This window comes from Mesorhizobium sp. ANAO-SY3R2, assembly GCF_042466635.1.
In the GTDB taxonomy this organism is placed as follows: domain Bacteria; phylum Pseudomonadota; class Alphaproteobacteria; order Rhizobiales; family Rhizobiaceae; genus Aminobacter.
This window is the reverse complement of the sequence record NZ_CP159955.1, coordinates 3,994,793-4,011,577: the sequence shown is the minus strand read 5'-3', so window position 1 is coordinate 4,011,577 and position 16,785 is coordinate 3,994,793. Positions and strand designations below refer to the sequence as shown.

At 64.1% G+C, this 16,785-nt stretch carries 15 protein-coding genes; 11 read left to right on the top strand and 4 right to left on the bottom strand.

Annotation, left to right across the window (positions count from 1 at the left end):
• The first annotated feature begins 53 nt into the window (after positions 1-53).
• Positions 54-2,195, top strand: coding sequence for a methylmalonyl-CoA mutase (gene scpA, locus ABSY17_RS24070; RefSeq protein ID WP_378946469.1), 2,142 nt, complete (start codon positions 54-56; stop codon positions 2,193-2,195).
• 77 nt (positions 2,196-2,272) lie between these two features.
• Here the strand turns inward: scpA and ABSY17_RS24065 are convergent, their stop codons facing one another.
• The 3 genes from ABSY17_RS24065 to hemN form a co-directional block, all read right to left on the bottom strand.
• On the bottom strand, positions 2,273-3,169 hold the full coding sequence (locus ABSY17_RS24065) for a UTP--glucose-1-phosphate uridylyltransferase (protein ID WP_378952992.1): 897 nt from the start codon (positions 3,167-3,169) through the stop codon (positions 2,273-2,275).
• A 171-nt stretch (positions 3,170-3,340) separates the two neighbouring features.
• Entirely contained in the window at positions 3,341-4,672 is a 1,332-nt protein-coding gene (locus tag ABSY17_RS24060; RefSeq protein ID WP_378946466.1) for a UDP-glucose dehydrogenase family protein, read from the bottom strand.
• A gap of 102 nt (positions 4,673-4,774) precedes the next feature.
• A complete protein-coding gene (gene hemN, locus ABSY17_RS24055; RefSeq protein WP_378946464.1) occupies positions 4,775-6,124 on the bottom strand; it encodes an oxygen-independent coproporphyrinogen III oxidase in 1,350 nt (449 codons plus the stop codon).
• A gap of 150 nt (positions 6,125-6,274) precedes the next feature.
• On the opposite strand from hemN, the gene ABSY17_RS24050 reads away from it, so the two are divergent.
• Positions 6,275-7,000 (top strand): Crp/Fnr family transcriptional regulator, encoded by a 726-nt coding sequence (locus tag ABSY17_RS24050; protein WP_378946462.1) that lies wholly within the window; start codon positions 6,275-6,277, stop codon positions 6,998-7,000.
• A gap of 9 nt (positions 7,001-7,009) precedes the next feature.
• On the opposite strand, the gene ABSY17_RS24045 is transcribed toward ABSY17_RS24050, so the two are convergent.
• Entirely contained in the window at positions 7,010-7,558 is a 549-nt protein-coding gene (locus ABSY17_RS24045; RefSeq protein WP_378946460.1) for a hemerythrin domain-containing protein, read from the bottom strand.
• Between the two features lie 83 nt (positions 7,559-7,641).
• Between ABSY17_RS24045 and ccoN the strand changes: the two genes are divergently transcribed.
• The 9 genes from ccoN to holA all read left to right on the top strand — a co-directional run bounded on the left by ccoN (position 7,642) and on the right by holA (position 16,770).
• A complete protein-coding gene (ccoN, locus tag ABSY17_RS24040) occupies positions 7,642-9,258 on the top strand; it encodes a cytochrome-c oxidase, cbb3-type subunit I (protein WP_378946457.1) in 1,617 nt (538 codons plus the stop codon).
• Between the two features lie 10 nt (positions 9,259-9,268).
• Complete coding sequence (ccoO, locus tag ABSY17_RS24035; protein ID WP_378946455.1) at positions 9,269-10,000, top strand: cytochrome-c oxidase, cbb3-type subunit II; 732 nt, start codon at positions 9,269-9,271, stop codon at positions 9,998-10,000.
• Between the two features lie 10 nt (positions 10,001-10,010).
• Complete coding sequence (locus ABSY17_RS24030) at positions 10,011-10,160, top strand: cbb3-type cytochrome oxidase subunit 3 (RefSeq protein WP_378946453.1); 150 nt, start codon at positions 10,011-10,013, stop codon at positions 10,158-10,160.
• Between the two features lie 3 nt (positions 10,161-10,163).
• A complete protein-coding gene (gene ccoP / locus ABSY17_RS24025) occupies positions 10,164-11,030 on the top strand; it encodes a cytochrome-c oxidase, cbb3-type subunit III (protein WP_378946451.1) in 867 nt (288 codons plus the stop codon).
• A gap of 180 nt (positions 11,031-11,210) precedes the next feature.
• Entirely contained in the window at positions 11,211-12,767 is a 1,557-nt protein-coding gene (ccoG, locus tag ABSY17_RS24020) for a cytochrome c oxidase accessory protein CcoG (protein ID WP_378946448.1), read from the top strand.
• A complete protein-coding gene (locus ABSY17_RS24015; RefSeq protein ID WP_378946446.1) occupies positions 12,764-13,261 on the top strand; it encodes a FixH family protein in 498 nt (165 codons plus the stop codon). Before ccoG ends, ABSY17_RS24015 begins: the two co-directional genes overlap by 4 nt.
• Positions 13,258-15,531: a cation-translocating P-type ATPase gene (locus tag ABSY17_RS24010; protein WP_378946443.1), complete on the top strand. Its 2,274-nt coding sequence runs from the start codon at positions 13,258-13,260 to the stop codon at positions 15,529-15,531. Before ABSY17_RS24015 ends, ABSY17_RS24010 begins: the two co-directional genes overlap by 4 nt.
• Positions 15,528-15,668, top strand: a complete 141-nt coding sequence (gene ccoS / locus ABSY17_RS24005) for a cbb3-type cytochrome oxidase assembly protein CcoS (RefSeq protein WP_378946441.1) — start codon at positions 15,528-15,530, stop codon at positions 15,666-15,668. The genes ABSY17_RS24010 and ccoS overlap by 4 nt, the downstream gene beginning before the upstream one ends.
• Before the next feature lie 52 nt (positions 15,669-15,720).
• Positions 15,721-16,770, top strand: coding sequence for a DNA polymerase III subunit delta (gene holA, locus ABSY17_RS24000; RefSeq protein WP_378946438.1), 1,050 nt, complete (start codon positions 15,721-15,723; stop codon positions 16,768-16,770).
• Positions 16,771-16,785 lie beyond the last annotated feature (15 nt).

Below are 16,785 nucleotides of genomic sequence, written 5' to 3'. Positions count from 1 at the left end.
CGCTCGCCCTCTCCTTTGGGGGAGGGTGGACGCCCGCGCCTGAGGAGGCCCCTATGACCGACAAACCATCCATCGAGTCCTGGAAAAAACTCGCCGAACGCGAGATCAAGGCGTCGCCGGACACGCTGATCTGGAACACGCCCGAGGGCATCGACGTCAAGCCGCTCTACACGGCCGACGACGTCAAGAGCATCGACAATCTCGATTCGATGCCGGGCTTCGAGCCGTTCCTGCGCGGGCCGCGCGCCACCATGTATGCCGGCCGGCCCTGGACGATTCGGCAATATGCCGGCTTCTCGACGGCGGAAGCGTCCAACAATTTCTACCGCAAGGCGCTCGCCGCCGGCCAGCAGGGCGTGTCGGTCGCCTTCGATCTTGCCACCCATCGCGGTTACGACAGCGACCATCCACGCGTCGAAGGCGACGTCGGCAAGGCGGGCGTGGCAATCGACTCGGTCGAGGACATGAAGATCCTGTTCGACGGCATTCCGCTCGAAAAGATCTCGGTGTCGATGACCATGAATGGTGCTGTGATCCCGATCCTCGCCAATTTCATCGTCGCCGGCGAGGAACAGGGTGTTTCACGTGAAAAGCTCTCGGGGACCATCCAGAACGACATCCTCAAGGAGTTCATGGTCCGCAACACCTACATCTACCCGCCCGAGCCCTCGATGCGGATCATCGCCGACATCATCGAGTACACGGCAAAGGAGATGCCGAAGTTCAACTCCATCTCGATCTCCGGCTACCACATGCAGGAAGCCGGGGCGACGCTGGTGCAGGAACTCGCCTTCACGCTCGCCGACGGGCGCGAATATGTGCGTGCCGCGCTGAAGAAGGGCCTCAATGTCGACGACTTCGCCGGCCGGTTGTCGTTCTTCTTCGCCATCGGCATGAACTTCTTCATGGAAGCCGCCAAGCTGCGCGCCGCGCGCCTGCTGTGGTCGCGCATCATGACGGAATTCGAGCCGAAGAAGGCGTCGTCGCTGATGCTGCGCACGCACTGCCAGACGTCGGGCGTGTCGCTGCAGGAGCAGGATCCCTACAACAACATCGTGCGTACCGCCTTCGAGGCGATGTCGGCTGCACTCGGCGGCACCCAGTCGCTGCACACCAACTCGTTCGACGAGGCGATCGCGCTGCCGACCGAGTTTTCGGCCCGCATCGCCCGCAACACCCAGCTGATCCTGCAGCACGAGACCGGGGTGACCAAGGTCGTCGATCCGCTGGCCGGCTCCTACTATGTCGAAAGCCTGACCAACGACCTCGCCGAAAAGGCCTGGGCGCTGATCGAGGAAGTCGAAGCGATGGGCGGCATGACCAAGGCGGTCGCCACCGGCCTGCCCAAGCGCATGATCGAGGAGGCGGCGACGCGCCGCCAGGCCGCGGTCGACAAGGGCGAAGAGGTGATCGTCGGAGTCAACAAGTACCGCCTCGAGCAGGAAGACCAGATCGACATCCTCGAGATCGACAATTCGGCGGTGCGTCTGTCGCAGATCGCCCGCATCGAGCGGACCCGGCGCCAGCGCGATCCCAAACGCGTGGAAGCGGCACTGGCAGCGCTGGAACAGGTCGCCCGGTCGGGCGAAGGCAACATCCTCGCCGCCGCCGTCGAGGCCTCGCGCGCCCGCGCTACGGTCGGCGAGATCTCGGACGCCATGCGCCGCGCCTTCGGTGATCATGCGGCCGTGCCGGAAGTGGTCGAGAACGTCTATGGCAAGGCCTATGACGACGAGCCAGAGTTCAAGACGCTGGTCTCGCGGCTTGAACAATTTGCCGGCGCACTCGGCGAAAAGCCCCGCGTCATGGTGGCCAAGCTCGGCCAGGACGGCCACGACCGCGGCGCCAAGGTGATCGCTTCGGCCTTCGGCGACATCGGCTTCGAGGTTCTGGCCGGACCGCTGTTCCAGACCCCCAGCGAGGCGGCCGACACGGCGATTGCCGCCAAGGTGCATGTTGTCGGCATGTCGTCGCTGGCCGCCGGCCACAAGACGCTGGCGCCGCAACTGGTCGAGGCCCTGAAGGCCAAGGGCGCCAAGGACATCATCGTGGTGGTCGGCGGCGTGATCCCGCGCCAGGACTACCAGTATCTGCTCGACCACGGCGTCGCCGCCGTGTTCGGTCCGGGCACCAACGTACTTGATGCCGCACGCGCCGTGCTCGACCTGATGGAAGGCAAGCGCCGCAACCAGTAAGCCGGCTTATGAAGGCGAAAGGCCCGCTTGCCAGTGATGGCGAGCGGGCCTTTTTCATTTACCTCGGGCGACTGCGATCAGGCCAAAACCTGCTCGCGGTCGTGCTCGGCGATCATCTCGCGCAGCGTTTCGAGAACCGAGGCCTTGAGATCGTTGCGCTTTAGCGCAAACGCCACATTGGCCTGGATAAAACCTTCCTTCGAGCCGCAGTCGAACATCCGGCCTGCGAAGCGCCGGGCAAAGAATGCCTGGCTGGCGGCCAGGCGCACCATGGCGTCGGTGAGCTGGATCTCACCGCCGGCACCGCGGCTCTGGTTGCCGAGCAGGGTGAAAAGCTCCGGCTGCAGGATGTAGCGGCCGTTGATGTAGAAGTTCGACGGTGCGTTGGCCGGCGCCGGCTTCTCTACCATCGCGGTGACCTCGAAGCCCGCACCGGCCGCCGGGCCCTGGCCTACGATGCCGTATTTATTGGTCTCGTGCGGCTCGCATTGCTCGACCGCAATGACATTGCCGCCGGTCTCGCCATACAGTTCCATGATCTCGGCCAGGCAGCCGCGCTTGCCGAACGACACCATGTCAGGCAGCAGCAGCGCGAAAGGCTCGTCGCCGATGATGTCGCGGGCGCACCAGACCGCGTGACCGAGGCCGTGCGGCGCCTGCTGGCGGGTGAAGCTGGTCGTGCCGGGAACCGGCAACAGGCTCTCCAGCGACTTGATCTCGTGGACCTTGCCCGCCTGTTCGAGTGTGCCAACCAGTTCGGGATGGAGATCGAAATAGTCCTCGATCACCGCCTTGTTGCGGCCGGTGACGAAGACGATGTGCTCGATGCCAGCCTCGAATGCCTCGTCGACGGCATATTGCACCACCGGCCGGTCGACCACCGGCAGCATTTCCTTCGGCATCGACTTGGTTGCCGGCAGGAACCGCGTACCGAGACCGGCCACGGGAATGACGGCCTTCCTGACTTTCCTGATTGCCAATGTGCTCTCCCTCAATATTCACGCATGCTTGTCGCGACGGCCACCTTCCGGGTGGGGAAAGCAACTGTTCAGCGCGGCTATTGTTCCGAACTGATGACAATATTGAGGCAGACGGCTTCGACTGCCTCAGCGGAAGCAATCAACTAAGATTTCAGCCTGTTTCGGTCACGCCGGTTGGCGGCCGATACTGATATAGTCGAGCCCGTGGCGAGCAAGCACGCGTGGGTCGTAGAGATTACGCCCGTCGAAGATGACCGGCGTCGACAGTGCATCCTTGATGACATCGAAGGCCGGGGCGCGGAAATTCTTCCACTCGGTGGCGATCAGCAGCGCGTCGGCGCCGCGCAGTGCCGCTTCCTTGGTGCCGCAGAGCATGAGATCGTCGCGCTGGCCGTAGATCGTCTGGCATTCCTGCATCGCCTCGGGATCATAGGCCTGTACCCTCGCACCGGCGCGCCAGATCGCCTCCATCAGCACGCGTGCCGGGGCTTCGCGCATGTCGTCGGTGTTGGGCTTGAAGGCCAGGCCCCAGAGCGCGAAAGTCTTGCCGGCGAGATCGCCCTTGAAATAGCCAGTCAGCTTGTCGAACAGCACCGACTTCTGCGCGTTGTTGCGTTCCTCGACCGACTTCAAGAGCATGGCGTCGAAGCCGACGCCGTCGGCGGTGCGGATCAGCGCGCGCACGTCCTTGGGGAAGCACGAACCGCCATAGCCGAGACCGGGATAGATGAAGTGGTAGCCGATGCGCGGGTCGGAGCCGATGCCCTTGCGCACCTCTTCGATGTCGGCGCCCAGCAATTCGGCGAGGTTGGCCATTTCGTTCATGAAGCTGATCTTGGTGGCGAGCATGCAGTTGGCCGCATATTTGGTGAACTCGGCCGAGCGCACGTCCATTACGATCATCTTCTCGTGGTTGCGGTTGAACGGCGCGTAGAGTTCGCGCATCACCAGTTCGGACTCCTGGCTGTCGGTACCGACGATGATGCGGTCGGGCCTCATGCAGTCGGCAACCGCCGAGCCCTCCTTGAGAAACTCCGGGTTGGAGACGACGTCGAAGGCGAGATCCTCGCGGCCGCGCGCCTTGAGCACCGCCGCCATCGTTGCCCTGACCTTGTCGGCGGTGCCGACCGGCACGGTCGACTTGCCGACGACGATCTTCGCTCCATCCATCAGGCGGCCGATCGTCTCGGCCACCGCCAGGACATATTTGAGATCGGCGGAGCCGTCCTCACCCGGCGGCGTGCCGACGGCGATCATCTGGATCTCGCCGTGGCTGACAGCGGCAGCGGCATCGGTGGTAAACTTGATGCGGCCGGCAGCGTGGTTCTCGCGCACCAGGCTTTCAAGCCCCGGCTCGAAGATCGGAATGATCCCCTGGTTCAGCCGCTCGACCTTGCCGGCATCGACATCGACGCAGACAACGTCGTGACCGACCTCGGCGAGCACCGCCGCCTGCACCAGGCCGACATAGCCAATTCCAAATACCGTCAGGTTCATCAGGGTTCGTTCCTGTTTGCCAGCCATGCGGGTTGCTTTTGGCTACTTACAGGAATTTTCCGTGGCAAACCAATGGCACATTTCGGCTAGATCGGCCGATGCCTATACCGCTATCGAATGACGCGCCGTACCCTGACCGAGATATGCGTCGAAGGCGGCGGCGATGGAACGGACGAAAGGTTTTCCCTGATCGGTGACGACGAAACGGTTGCCGGCGCGCCTGAAGATGCCGTCGCGGTCGTTGGCGGCCAACAGCTCGGCCTCGGCGACGACCGCCCGCGCCGGCTCACCGAATTGGGCGAGAAGCTCGCAGCGCGAAAAGGAGAAATCGCACATCAGCCGCTCGATGACCCAGGCGCGCATGCGGTCGGCATCGGAGAGTTCGAGGCCGCGCACGGTGGCGAGCGAGCCGGCGAGCACGCGCCGCTCGTATTCGCCGGTCGCCGGCATGTTCTGGACGTAGCCCTGCGGCAGAAGGCCGATCGAGGAGGCGCCGAGTCCGATCAGCGCGTCGGCCTGGTCGGTGGTGTAGCCCTGGAAGTTGCGGCGCAGCGTGCCCGAGCGGGCAGCGATGGCGAGCCCGTCGGCCGGCAGCGCAAAATGGTCCATGCCGACCGCCTCGTAGCCGGCGGCGAGGAGCAGGCGCGTGGCCAACTCCGCCTGCTCGAGCCGGGCCGCAGCATTTGGCAGCAGCGCCTCGTCGATCATGGTCTGGTGTTTCTTCATCCATGGCACATGGGCGTAGCCGAATAGCGCGATGCGGTCGGGCCGCAGCGACAGCACCTTTTCAGCCGTCGCCGCGATGGTTTCGAGCGTCTGATGCGGCAAGCCGTAGAGCATGTCGAGATTGGTAGAGTTGACGCCCCGCGCCCGCACCGCGTCGACCACGGCCTTGGTCTGCTCGAATGTCTGCTCGCGATTGATGGCCTGCTGCACGCGCATGTCGAAATCCTGCACGCCGAGGCTGGCGCGGGTCATGCCGATCGCCGCCAGTGCGTCGAAACGCGCGGCGTCCATGTCGTTGGGGTCCATTTCGACGCTGATCTCGGCGTCGTCGGCAAAGCTAAAGGCGTGGCGCAGCTTTTGTCCCAGGGAAAGAATATGCTCGGGCTTCAGCATGGTCGGCGAACCGCCGCCGAAATGCAGGGCCGTGACCTTCAGCCGGCCGGCTGCCAGCGCCGCGACCGTGTCGATCTCGGCGGATAATGCCGTCAGGTAGCACTCGAGCGGGTCGTATTGCCTGGTCTGCTTGGTGTGGCAGGCACAGAACCAGCACAGCCGGTCGCAATAAGGGATGTGAACGTAGAGCGACGCCGAAGCGCCTTGCGGCAACGCGCGCAGCCAGTCGCCATAGGTGGCGCCCGAAACGTCCGTCTTGAAATGCGGCGCGGTCGGGTAACTGGTATAGCGCGGCACGGGTGCAGCGTATTTTTCGACCAAGGTGCGATCCATGTCAGTCTCCGTCAACAAGGCGAAAGTGTAGGCTTGCCGCAAAACACGCCTTGACCTGGATCAAGCCAGGGTCAGGCGGGGCACAATGACACGGTTCCTTTTCACCCTTCCGCCGCCTAGATTGGCCAAATCAGACGGCCGGAAAAAGCGATGACCCTGCGCCAGGACATTCACAACTCTGAAATACCGGTGCTGTGCCGATCGTGCGAAGCCCGGCACCGCGGCGTCTGTGGTGCGCTGGAGCCTACCCAGCTTGTCGAACTGAGCCGTCAGACCACCAAGCGCAAGGTCGACCCGGGCACCATCCTGGTCTCCGATGCAGACACGATCGACAGCTACGCCAACTTGCTTGTCGGCGTCGTCAAGCTGACCAAGACCTTGCCCGACGGCCGCCAGCAGATCGTCGGCCTGCAGTTCGCGCCGGATTTCCTCGGCCGGCCGTTCAAGCATGAGAGCTCGATCAGCGCCGAGGCGGCGACGCCGGTCAATGTCTGCGCCTTCCCCAAGAAGGCGCTCGACCGCATGATCGAGCTGTCGCCGGAGCTTGGCCACCGCCTGCACGTGCAGGCGCTGAACGAACTCGACGACGCCCGCGACTGGATGCTGACGCTGGGCCGCAAGACGGCGGCCGAGCGCGTCGCTTCCTTCCTGCACCTGATCGCCAGGCATGGCGACCCCGAGGCGGAGAGTGCTGGCGAGATCAGTTTCGACCTGCCGCTGACCCGCGCCGACATCGCCGATTTTCTCGGACTGACCATCGAGACGGTCAGCCGGCAGCTGACCAAGCTGCGCAAGGACGGCCTGATTTCGGTCGAGAACAACCGCCACATCACCGTCTTCGACGTTGCCAAACTGGAGCGCCGCGCCAACGTGTGAGCGGCAGCCTCATTCGTGAGACGCAAGCTGCGCAAGGACATGGTCGCGCTCAAAGGCGATGTGCCGGCGTAGCGCGCCAAAGAAGCCGCGCAGCATGAAACCGAGCGTCTCCGGGTTTTCCACCCGGCCCTGACGGGCTGCCAAACGCAGCGCCTCGCGAAGCTCGGCGGCGTAGCTTTCATCCTCGAAATGCTCGCATTTCAGGCGCTCGACCGTCTCGCGCGCCTCGGCGGTCTCCCCGAAGCGGCTGCAAAACAGCGGAAAGACCTGATTCTCCTCGTAGCGATGAACCTTGACCAGCCCCGGCCCCAGCGCCCGCGCCGCCAGAAGGCATTCACGACGGTCGAGTTCGTTGGGCAGTGAATCGGCGATCGCCTCCAGTCGATCGCACAAGGCAAGCTTGCCAGCATGCGCGCGCCGCACCGCCGCAACACCAACGGACAAGACCGCAGCCTCCAATCCGGCCATCAATTCATCGGGCGCGTTCATATTTCTTCTAGTTTCCTCTTTGCCCCAAGCCTGATCCGACATGCGGAGCTTGACCTTGATCCAGATCAAGGCAGTGTGAGCAATTGTCATGGATGTGTGCCGCTTGGCGCCGGCGCGAGCTGTCGGCGTTCAGCTACCGTCGGGGATTGCTCATGAAATACGCTACTGAAATCGTCCTGTTATGCATCGCGACATTTCTCGCGCTGCTGGGCGCGGCTTTCGCGCAGGACAACCAATTCGCCGCACATATGTGGGTGCTGTTCTTCGCACTCGCTACCGGTGCCATCGTGCTGCTGCGCACCACCAGCTATTCGCCGGTAGACATCCTCGCCGAGGACCGCACCGCCTACATGGACGGGCCGGTACGCTATGGCGTCATCGCCACCGTCTTCTGGGGCGTGGCAGGCTTTCTCGTCGGCGTGATCGTGGCGGCCCAGCTTGCCTTCCCCGATCTCAACATCGAGCCGTGGCTCAACTTCGGCCGCTTGCGTCCGCTGCACACCTCGGCCGTCATTTTCGCATTCGGCGGCAACGCGCTGATCGCAACGTCGTTCTACGTGGTCCAGCGCACGTCGCGCGCACGGCTCTTCGGCGGCAACCTCGCCTGGTACGTGTTCTGGGGTTACCAGCTGTTCATCCTGATGGCAGCGACCGGCTATCTGCTCGGCATCACCCAGAGCCGCGAATATGCCGAGCCCGAATGGTATGTCGACATTTTCCTGACCGTCGTCTGGGTCGCCTATCTCGCCGTCTTCCTGGGCACGATCCTGAAGCGCAAGGAGCCGCATATCTATGTGGCCAACTGGTTCTACCTCGCCTTCATCATCACCATCGCCATGCTGCACGTCGTCAACAACCTGGCGGTGCCGGCATCCTTCCTCGGTTCGAAGAGCTATTCGCTGTTCTCCGGCGTCCAGGACGCGCTGACCCAGTGGTGGTACGGCCATAACGCCGTCGGCTTCTTCCTGACCGCGGGCTTCCTCGGCATGATGTATTATTTCGTGCCGAAGCAGGCCGAACGTCCTGTCTATTCCTACCGCCTGTCGATCATCCACTTCTGGTCGCTGATCTTCCTCTACATCTGGGCCGGCCCGCATCACCTGCACTACACCGCCCTGCCCGACTGGGCGCAGACGCTCGGCATGGTGTTCTCGATCATGCTGTGGATGCCCTCCTGGGGCGGCATGATCAACGGCCTGATGACGCTCTCGGGCGCCTGGGACAAGATCCGCACCGATCCGATCATCCGCATGATGGTCGTCGCCATCGCCTTCTACGGCATGTCGACCTTCGAAGGCCCGATGATGTCGATCAAGGCGGTCAACTCGCTCAGCCACTACACCGAGTGGACCATCGGTCACGTGCACTCCGGCGCGCTCGGCTGGAACGGCATGATCACGTTTGGCGCCATCTACTTCCTGGTGCCGCGCCTGTGGGGCCGTGAGCGGCTGTACTCGATGCGGATGGTCACCTGGCACTTCTGGCTCGCCACCCTTGGCATCGTCGTCTACGCCGCCGTCATGTGGGTTGCCGGCATCAGCCAGGGCCTGATGTGGCGCGAATACGACGAGCAGGGCTTCCTGGTCTATTCCTTCGCCGAAAGCGTCGCAGCCATGGTGCCCTACTACGTCCTCCGCACCATCGGCGGCCTGATGTTCCTCGCCGGCGCGCTGATCATGGCCTGGAATGTCTTCATGACCATTCGCGGCCACCAGCGCGTGGAAGAGCCCATCCCCGGCTCCGCCCCTGCCCTCCAGCCTGCCAAGTAAGGAGCCAGACATGGCACTGCTCGACAAACACAAGACCATCGAGAAGAACGCAACGCTGCTCCTGGTTGGCACGCTCCTGGTCGTCAGCATCGGCGGCCTCGTGCAGATCACGCCGCTGTTCTATCTCGAGAACACCATCGAGAAGGTCGAGGGCATGCGCCCCTACTCGCCGCTGGAGCTGGCCGGACGCAACATCTACATCCGCGAGGGTTGCTACGTCTGCCACAGCCAGATGATCCGGCCCTTCCGTGACGAGGTGGAGCGCTATGGCCACTACAGCCTGGCGGCCGAGTCGATGTACGACCATCCCTTCCAGTGGGGATCGAAGCGCACCGGCCCGGACCTGGCCCGCGTCGGCGATCGCTACTCCAACGAATGGCACGTCCAGCACCTGATCGAGCCGCGCTCGGTGGTGCCGGAATCGGTCATGCCGAGCTATTCGTTCCTCAAGGAGACGCCGCTGTCGGTGAAGGAGATCAGCTACGATCTCGTCGCCAACCGTCGCGTCGGCGTGCCCTACTCCGACGAGATGATCGCCAACGCGCAGGCCGACCTTCTGGCGCAGGCCGACCCCAACGCCGACACGTCGGGACTGCTGGCGCGTTATCCCAAGGCCAAGCTCGGCGACTTCGACGGCAATCCGGCGGTGCTGACCGAGATGGATGCGTTGGTGGCCTATCTGCAGATGCTCGGCACGCTGGTCGACTTCTCGACCTACGACGCCGCCGCCGGCCACCGCTAGGAGCTCTCTCATGGACTACACCACATTGAGACACTTCGCCGACAGCTGGGGGCTGCTGGCGATGACCGTATTCTTCATCGGCGCGGTGATTTTCGCGCTCCGCCCAGGCAGCAAGGAAGCTGCCGAGCAGGCGGCCCAGATTCCGCTCAAGGAGGACTGATCTGTGAGCGAAAACAAGCAAATCGACGAACTGTCCGGCGTCGAGACGACAGGACATGAATGGGATGGCATCCAGGAACTCAACAATCCGATGCCGCGCTGGTGGCTGTGGACCTTCTACGCCACCATCGTGTGGGCGCTGGCCTACACCATCGCCTATCCGGCCTGGCCGATGATCAGCTCCGCCACCACCGGCGTTCTAGGCTATTCGAGCCGTGCGGAAGTCCGGAGCGAGCTGGCCGCGGCCGAAGCCGCCAAGGGCGACTATGTCGAGGCGATCAAGTCCGCCAGTCTCGACCAGATCATGGCCGACCCGACCCTGCGTCAGTTCGCCACTGCCGCGGGTTCTGCCTCCTTCAAGGTCAACTGCATCCAGTGCCATGGCTCCGGCGCCCAAGGGTCGCCTGGCTTTCCCAACCTGAATGACGACGAATGGCTCTGGGGCGGCAACATCAACCAGATCTACAAGACCATCGCGCACGGCATCCGCTTCCCGGGCGACGAAGAGACGCATATCTCGGAAATGCCGGCTTTCGCCGATGTTCTCGAGCCCAAGCAGATCAACGAGGTGGCGGCCTATGTCGCAAGCCTGTCGGGTAAGGCCGACACGCCCGAACTGGTTCCGGCCGGCGCCAAGGTCTTCGCCGACAACTGCGCTGCCTGCCATGGCGAAAATGCCAAGGGCAACAAGGACTTGGGGGCACCTGACCTGACGGACGCGATCACGCTTTATGGCGAGGGACAAGCCGCGATTGCCCGGCAGATACGGCATCCCAAGCATGGCGTGATGCCGGCCTGGGGTACACGGCTGGGTGACGTCAACGTCAAGGAGCTCGCCGTCTTCGTCCATTCGCTCGGCGGCGGCCAATAGTCTTTCATCGCCGCAAGGCGATGGGTGAAGGGCTGGGGGGATGGGAGGCTCGGCAGCGATGTCGGGCCTCTTTTGTGCAATAATGGGCTTGACCTGCATCAAGGTCGAGCGGGAGGCTTTGAGGCAATCAACGGCGGATGCTGCCGCTCCTTCGCGGACCGCATCCATCAGGAGACGAGAATGCTTGACGACAAGGAAGTGGAACGGCTCGAAGTCGAGGCGGTCAATTCGGCCAAGACGCGACAGCCGCTCTACAGTGCGCGCAAGAAGGTTTTCCCCAAGCGCGCCTCCGGTCGATTCCGCCAGTTCAAATGGCTGATCATGCTGGTTACGCTTGGGATCTACTATCTGACGCCATGGATCAGATGGGACCGCGGCCCCTACGCACCCGACCAGGCGGTGCTGCTCGACATCGCCAACCGGCGCTTCTACTTCTTCTTCATCGAGATCTGGCCGCAGGAATTCTTCTACGTCGCCGGCCTGTTGGTCATGGCCGGCATCGGCCTGTTCCTCATTACCTCGACCGTCGGCCGGGCATGGTGCGGATACACCTGCCCGCAGACCGTCTGGGTCGACCTGTTCCTGGTCGTTGAACGTGGCATCGAAGGCGACCGCAACGCCCGCATCAAGCTCGACAGCGCACCATGGTCGTTCGACAAGCTGTCGAAGCGCGTCGCCAAGCATCTGGTCTGGCTCGTCATTGCGGTTGCCACCGGCGGCGCCTGGATCTTCTATTTCGCCGATGCACCCACCTTGCTCGGCCAATTGGTCACCGGCCAGGCGGCAGCCGTCGCCTACATCACCGTCGCCGTGCTGACCGCCACTACCTATGTGTTCGGCGGGCTGATGCGCGAGCAAGTCTGCACCTACATGTGCCCGTGGCCGCGCATCCAGGCGGCGATGCTCGACGAGAACTCGCTGACCGTCACCTACAACGACTGGCGCGGCGAACCACGCTCGCGCCACGCCAAGAAGGCGGCCGCCGAAGGCCTTTCCGTCGGCGACTGCGTCGATTGCAACGCCTGCGTGGCGGTCTGCCCGATGGGCATCGACATCCGCGACGGCCAGCAGCTCGAATGCATCACCTGCGCGCTGTGCATCGATGCCTGCGACAGCGTCATGGACAAGATCGGCAAGGAACGCGGCCTGATCTCCTATGCGACGCTTGCCGACTACCAGTCGAACATGGCGATCGCCACCGATCCAGCCACCGGCAAGATCGAACCGAAGCGAGTGCACGACCAGAACGGCAAGCTCAGTGACAAGATCGCCCATTTCCGGCTCGGCCGCATCTTCCGGGCGCGGACCTTCGTCTATGCCGGCGCCTGGAGCCTTGTCGGCGTGGCGCTGCTGGTGGCCCTGCTGAGCCGCGACCGCCTCGAGATCAATGTCCTGCACGACCGCAACCCGCAATTCGTGCGCCTGGCCGACGGCTCGATCCGCAACGGCTACACCGTCAAGCTGCTCAACATGATCCCCGAGCCGCGCACGGTGACGCTCAGCCTCGACGGCCTGCCGGAAGCGGTGATGTCGGTGGTCGGCGTCGACCAGCCGGAAAGCCGCTCTGTGACGGTCGAGGCCGAGCCCGACAAGCTCAAGACCATCAGGGTCTATGTCCGCCAGCCGCAGGCGAACCTGGCCGAAGGCCAGAGCTTCAAGTTCATCGTCGAGGACAAGGGGAGTTCTGAAAAGGACGCCTATGTGGCAAAGTTCAACGTGCCGGAGGCAGCAAAATGAATTCCCGGGGCATCCAGACCAAGCAGTTTACCGGCTGGCACATGCTGGCGATCATGGTCGCGTTCTTCGGGACGATCATCACCGTCAATCTCGTCATGGCGACTTTTGCCAATACGAGCTGGACCGGGCTGGTGGTGCAGAACTCCTATGTCGCCTCCCAGCAGTTCAACGAAAAGGTCGCCGAATCCCGCGCCCAGGCAGCACTCGGCTGGCACGACACGCTGACGGTCGCCAACGGCGAAATCCGCTATGACCTGTCGGACGCCTCCGGTTCGCCCATCACAGCCGAAGGCGTGACGGTTCAGTTCCGCCGCCCGGCCTATGAAGCGGAGGACTGGCAGACGACGCTAGCTCGCGAGGCGGACGGCGTATTCTCGGCCAAGGCCGACGTGCGCGACGGCATCTGGATCGTCAATACCGAAGCCAAGCTCGCGAACGGCCAGGTCTACCAACAGGCGAGGCGCATCGTGGTGTCAGGCGGGGTCGTGAAATGAGCTGCTGTGGTCCCGATATCGACGTCGCCTCCAGCCTGCCGGCAAGCATAGCCAAGGGGCCGTCGCGCGAGGAACTGACGCTGGCGAGCCGTACCCTGCCCGGCGGCCTCCGTCAGGCCGACCTTTCGGTGCCCGGCGTCCATTGTGGCGCCTGCATCACCAACATCGAGCAGACACTGGGCAAGCTCGACGGTGTCGAGTACGCGCGCGTCAACCTCTCGACCAAGCGCGTTTCGGTACGCTGGCGCGAGCAGGCTGGCGCTCCCGACATATCCGAAGCGCTCGGCAAACTGGGCTACGAGAGCCATCTCTTCGACCAGGGTGCCGACGAGAAGGACGAGACGCTGGCCGAGCTGATCCGCGGCCTCGGCATCGCCGGCTTCGCCGCCGGCAACATCATGCTGTTGTCGGTGTCAGTATGGTCGGGCGCTACCGACGCCACGCGCGACCTGTTCCACTGGATCTCGGCGCTGATTGCCCTGCCCGCGCTCGCCTATTCCGGCCGCATCTTCTTTCGCTCCGCATGGGGCGCGCTGCGCAACGGCCGCACCAACATGGACGTGCCGATCTCCATCGGCATCCTGCTGGCCTATGGCCTCAGCCTGTACGATACGGCCAACAGCGGTCCGCACGCCTATTTCGACGCTTCCGCTTCGCTGCTGTTCTTCCTGCTGATCGGCCGCACGCTCGACCACGTCATGCGCGAACGCGCCCGCGTCGCCGTCAAGGGCCTGGCACAGCTTGCCGCCCGCGGCGCCACCATATTGCAGCCTGACGGCACCAGCGCCTATTTGCCGGTTGCCGAGATCAAGCCCGGCATGAACATCCTGCTTTCGGCCGGCGAACGCGTGCCGATCGATGCCAGGGTGCTGAAGGGCCGCTCCGAGCTCGACTGCGCCATTGTATCAGGTGAAAGCGATCCGGTTACCGTCGAGTCAGGTGCCGAACTGCGCGCCGGAACGCTGAATCTCACCGGCCCGCTGACCATCGAGGCGACCGCCGCGGCACAGGATTCCTTCCTTGCCGAGATGATGCGCCTGATGGAGGCCGCAGAGAGCGGACGCGGCGGCTATCGCCGCATCGCAGACCGGGCGGCAGCACTTTACGCACCTGTCCTGCACTTGACCGCCTTCCTGACATTCATCGGCTGGATGATCGCCGATGGCAATTGGCATCAGGCCATTACCATCGCCATTGCCGTGCTGATCATCACCTGCCCCTGCGCGCTGGGCCTCGCCGTGCCCATCGTCCAGGTCGCCGCCGCCCGGCGCCTGTTCGAAAACGGCATCATGGTCAAGGACGGCTCGGCGATGGAGCGGCTTGCCGAGATCGACACGGTCGTATTCGACAAGACCGGCACGCTGACGCTCGGCATGCCGCGGCTGGTCAATGCCAATGAGATGTCGGCGGACACGCTTTCGCTGGGCGCTGCGATCGCCTTGCACTCGCGCCATCCGATCTCGCGGGCTCTGGCCGAAACACAGGCCGGCAAACCGGCGAAGGACTGGGATTTCGACAGCGTCGAGGAGATCCCCGGCTTCGGCCTGGAGGCAAAGATCGGCGCTGACAGCTACCGCCTGGGACGCGCCGACTGGGCCCTCGGCCATGACGACGCGGCGTCCGGCACGGTGCTTTCCCTGAACGGCCAGCTGATCGCGGAATTCGCCTTCGAGGACCGGCTGCGCGCCGGTGCTGCCAGCACCATAGCCGAGTTGCACCGCAAGGGCCTTTCGGTCGAGATCGTCTCCGGCGACAGGGCTGAGGCCGTGGCGAGCGTTGCCGCAGCACTCGGCATCTCCCAAACGTCGGCGGCCGTGCTGCCGCGCGGCAAGGTCGAGCGGCTCGAACAGCTCAAGGCACAAGGCCGCAAGGTCCTGATGGTCGGCGACGGGCTCAACGATGCGCCCGCACTTGCTGCCGCGTACGTCTCGGTCGCCCCGGCGAGTGCCGCCGACATCGGCCGCAGTGCCGCCGACTTCGTGTTCCTGCGCGAAAGCCTTGCCGCCATCCCGCTGGCGCTCGAGACATCGCGAACGGCCAGCCGGCTGATCCGGCAGAACCTGATATTTGCGGTCATCTACAACATGTTCGCCATACCGATCGCCCTGCTCGGTTTCGTGACGCCCCTCGTCGCCGCACTGGCCATGTCCGGCTCGTCGGTCATCGTGATCGGCAACGGATTACGGCTTGGCGGCGGCAAGGTAGAACCGGAAAAGGCACCGGCCAGAGCTGCGCCGGCATTTCCAGCCAAGGAGGCAATGGCGTCATGAGCGGTCTGCTGGTTCTCCTTCCCATTGCCCTGTTTCTCGGCGGTCTTGGCCTCGCCGCCTTTCTCTGGTCGCTGCACAGCGGCCAGTACGAGGACATGGACGGTGCTGCCGAGCGCATCCTGATGGATGACGACTGACCCGGCCAAAAAACACCTGCGGCGGCCCGCGCCTCTATGCTAACAGGAGGGCATGGCGCAGAAGAAAGCACATGAAGTCGAATCCTGGCTGGCCCGCCCCGCTGCCGAAGCGGTGATCGTGCTGCTTTATGGTCCCGACCGGGGCCTCGTTTCGGAGCGTGCGACAGCTTTTGCGGCCAAGACCGGCCTGACGCTCGACGATCCCTTCTCGGTGGTGAAGATCGACGCGGCCGATGTCGAACGTGACAGCGGACGCCTGATCGACGAGGCGCGGACCGTGCCGATGTTTGCGCCACGCCGCCTGATCTGGGTGCGCAATGCCGGCGCCCAGAAGAGCCTGGCCGAGGACGTCAAGGCGCTGGCCGCCGACCCGCCCCGCGATGCCATCATCCTCATCGAAGCGCAGGACCTCAAGAAGGGTGCTGTCTTGCGCAGCGTGGTCGAGGGCGCCTTCAGCGGCATGGCCCTGCCCTGCTATGGCGACGAAGCGCGAGACATCGAGACACTCATCGACGACGAATTGCGGGCTGCAGGGCTGACCATGGCTATCGACGCGCGCAATGCCCTGCGCCGCAGCCTCGGCGGCGACCGCCTGGCGACGCGCGGAGAGGTCCAGAAACTAACCCTTTATGCCATGGGGCGCGGCGAAATCAGCCTCGACGACGTCAAGGCGATGACCGGCGACGTATCGGCGCTGTCGCTCGACGATGCCATCGACGCCGCCCTCGCCGGCAATATTGCCGAGTTCGACGCCGCATTCACCAAACAGTGCCAGAACGGCAGCCAGGCCGCGCAATTGCTGGCCGCAGCCACGCGCCATCTGCACGGCCTGCACCTGATGCGCGGCGAACTGGAGAGCGGCGGCCGCAACGCCCAGGCCATCATCGCCACCGCCCGCCCGCCGGTGTTCTTTGCCCGTAAGCGCGCGGTCGAACGCGCACTGACGAGCTGGAATCTCGCGGCGCTGACCCGCGCCTTGCTTCGCCTGCAGTCGACGACCCTACAGACGCGCCGCAGGGCGGAACTTGCCGTCCCGCTGGCCAGGCAGGCCATGCTAGGCATTGCGGTGGAAGGCGCCCGCCTGAGCGCCGGCCGCAGATAGCAAAACGCCGGCTCG

Coding starts and splice junctions, on each gene's coding strand:
- scpA (WP_378946469.1), top strand. CDS start 54: ATGACCGACAAACCATCCATCGAGTCCTGGAAAAAACTCGCCGAACGC.
- ABSY17_RS24060 (WP_378946466.1), bottom strand. CDS start 4,672: ATGAACCTGACGGTATTTGGAATTGGCTATGTCGGCCTGGTGCAGGCG.
- hemN (WP_378946464.1), bottom strand. CDS start 6,124: ATGGATCGCACCTTGGTCGAAAAATACGCTGCACCCGTGCCGCGCTAT.
- ABSY17_RS24050 (WP_378946462.1), top strand. CDS start 6,275: ATGACCCTGCGCCAGGACATTCACAACTCTGAAATACCGGTGCTGTGC.
- ccoN (WP_378946457.1), top strand. CDS start 7,642: ATGAAATACGCTACTGAAATCGTCCTGTTATGCATCGCGACATTTCTC.
- ccoO (WP_378946455.1), top strand. CDS start 9,269: ATGGCACTGCTCGACAAACACAAGACCATCGAGAAGAACGCAACGCTG.
- ABSY17_RS24030 (WP_378946453.1), top strand. CDS start 10,011: ATGGACTACACCACATTGAGACACTTCGCCGACAGCTGGGGGCTGCTG.
- ccoG (WP_378946448.1), top strand. CDS start 11,211: ATGCTTGACGACAAGGAAGTGGAACGGCTCGAAGTCGAGGCGGTCAAT.
- ABSY17_RS24015 (WP_378946446.1), top strand. CDS start 12,764: ATGAATTCCCGGGGCATCCAGACCAAGCAGTTTACCGGCTGGCACATG.
- ABSY17_RS24010 (WP_378946443.1), top strand. CDS start 13,258: ATGAGCTGCTGTGGTCCCGATATCGACGTCGCCTCCAGCCTGCCGGCA.
- ccoS (WP_378946441.1), top strand. CDS start 15,528: ATGAGCGGTCTGCTGGTTCTCCTTCCCATTGCCCTGTTTCTCGGCGGT.
- holA (WP_378946438.1), top strand. CDS start 15,721: ATGGCGCAGAAGAAAGCACATGAAGTCGAATCCTGGCTGGCCCGCCCC.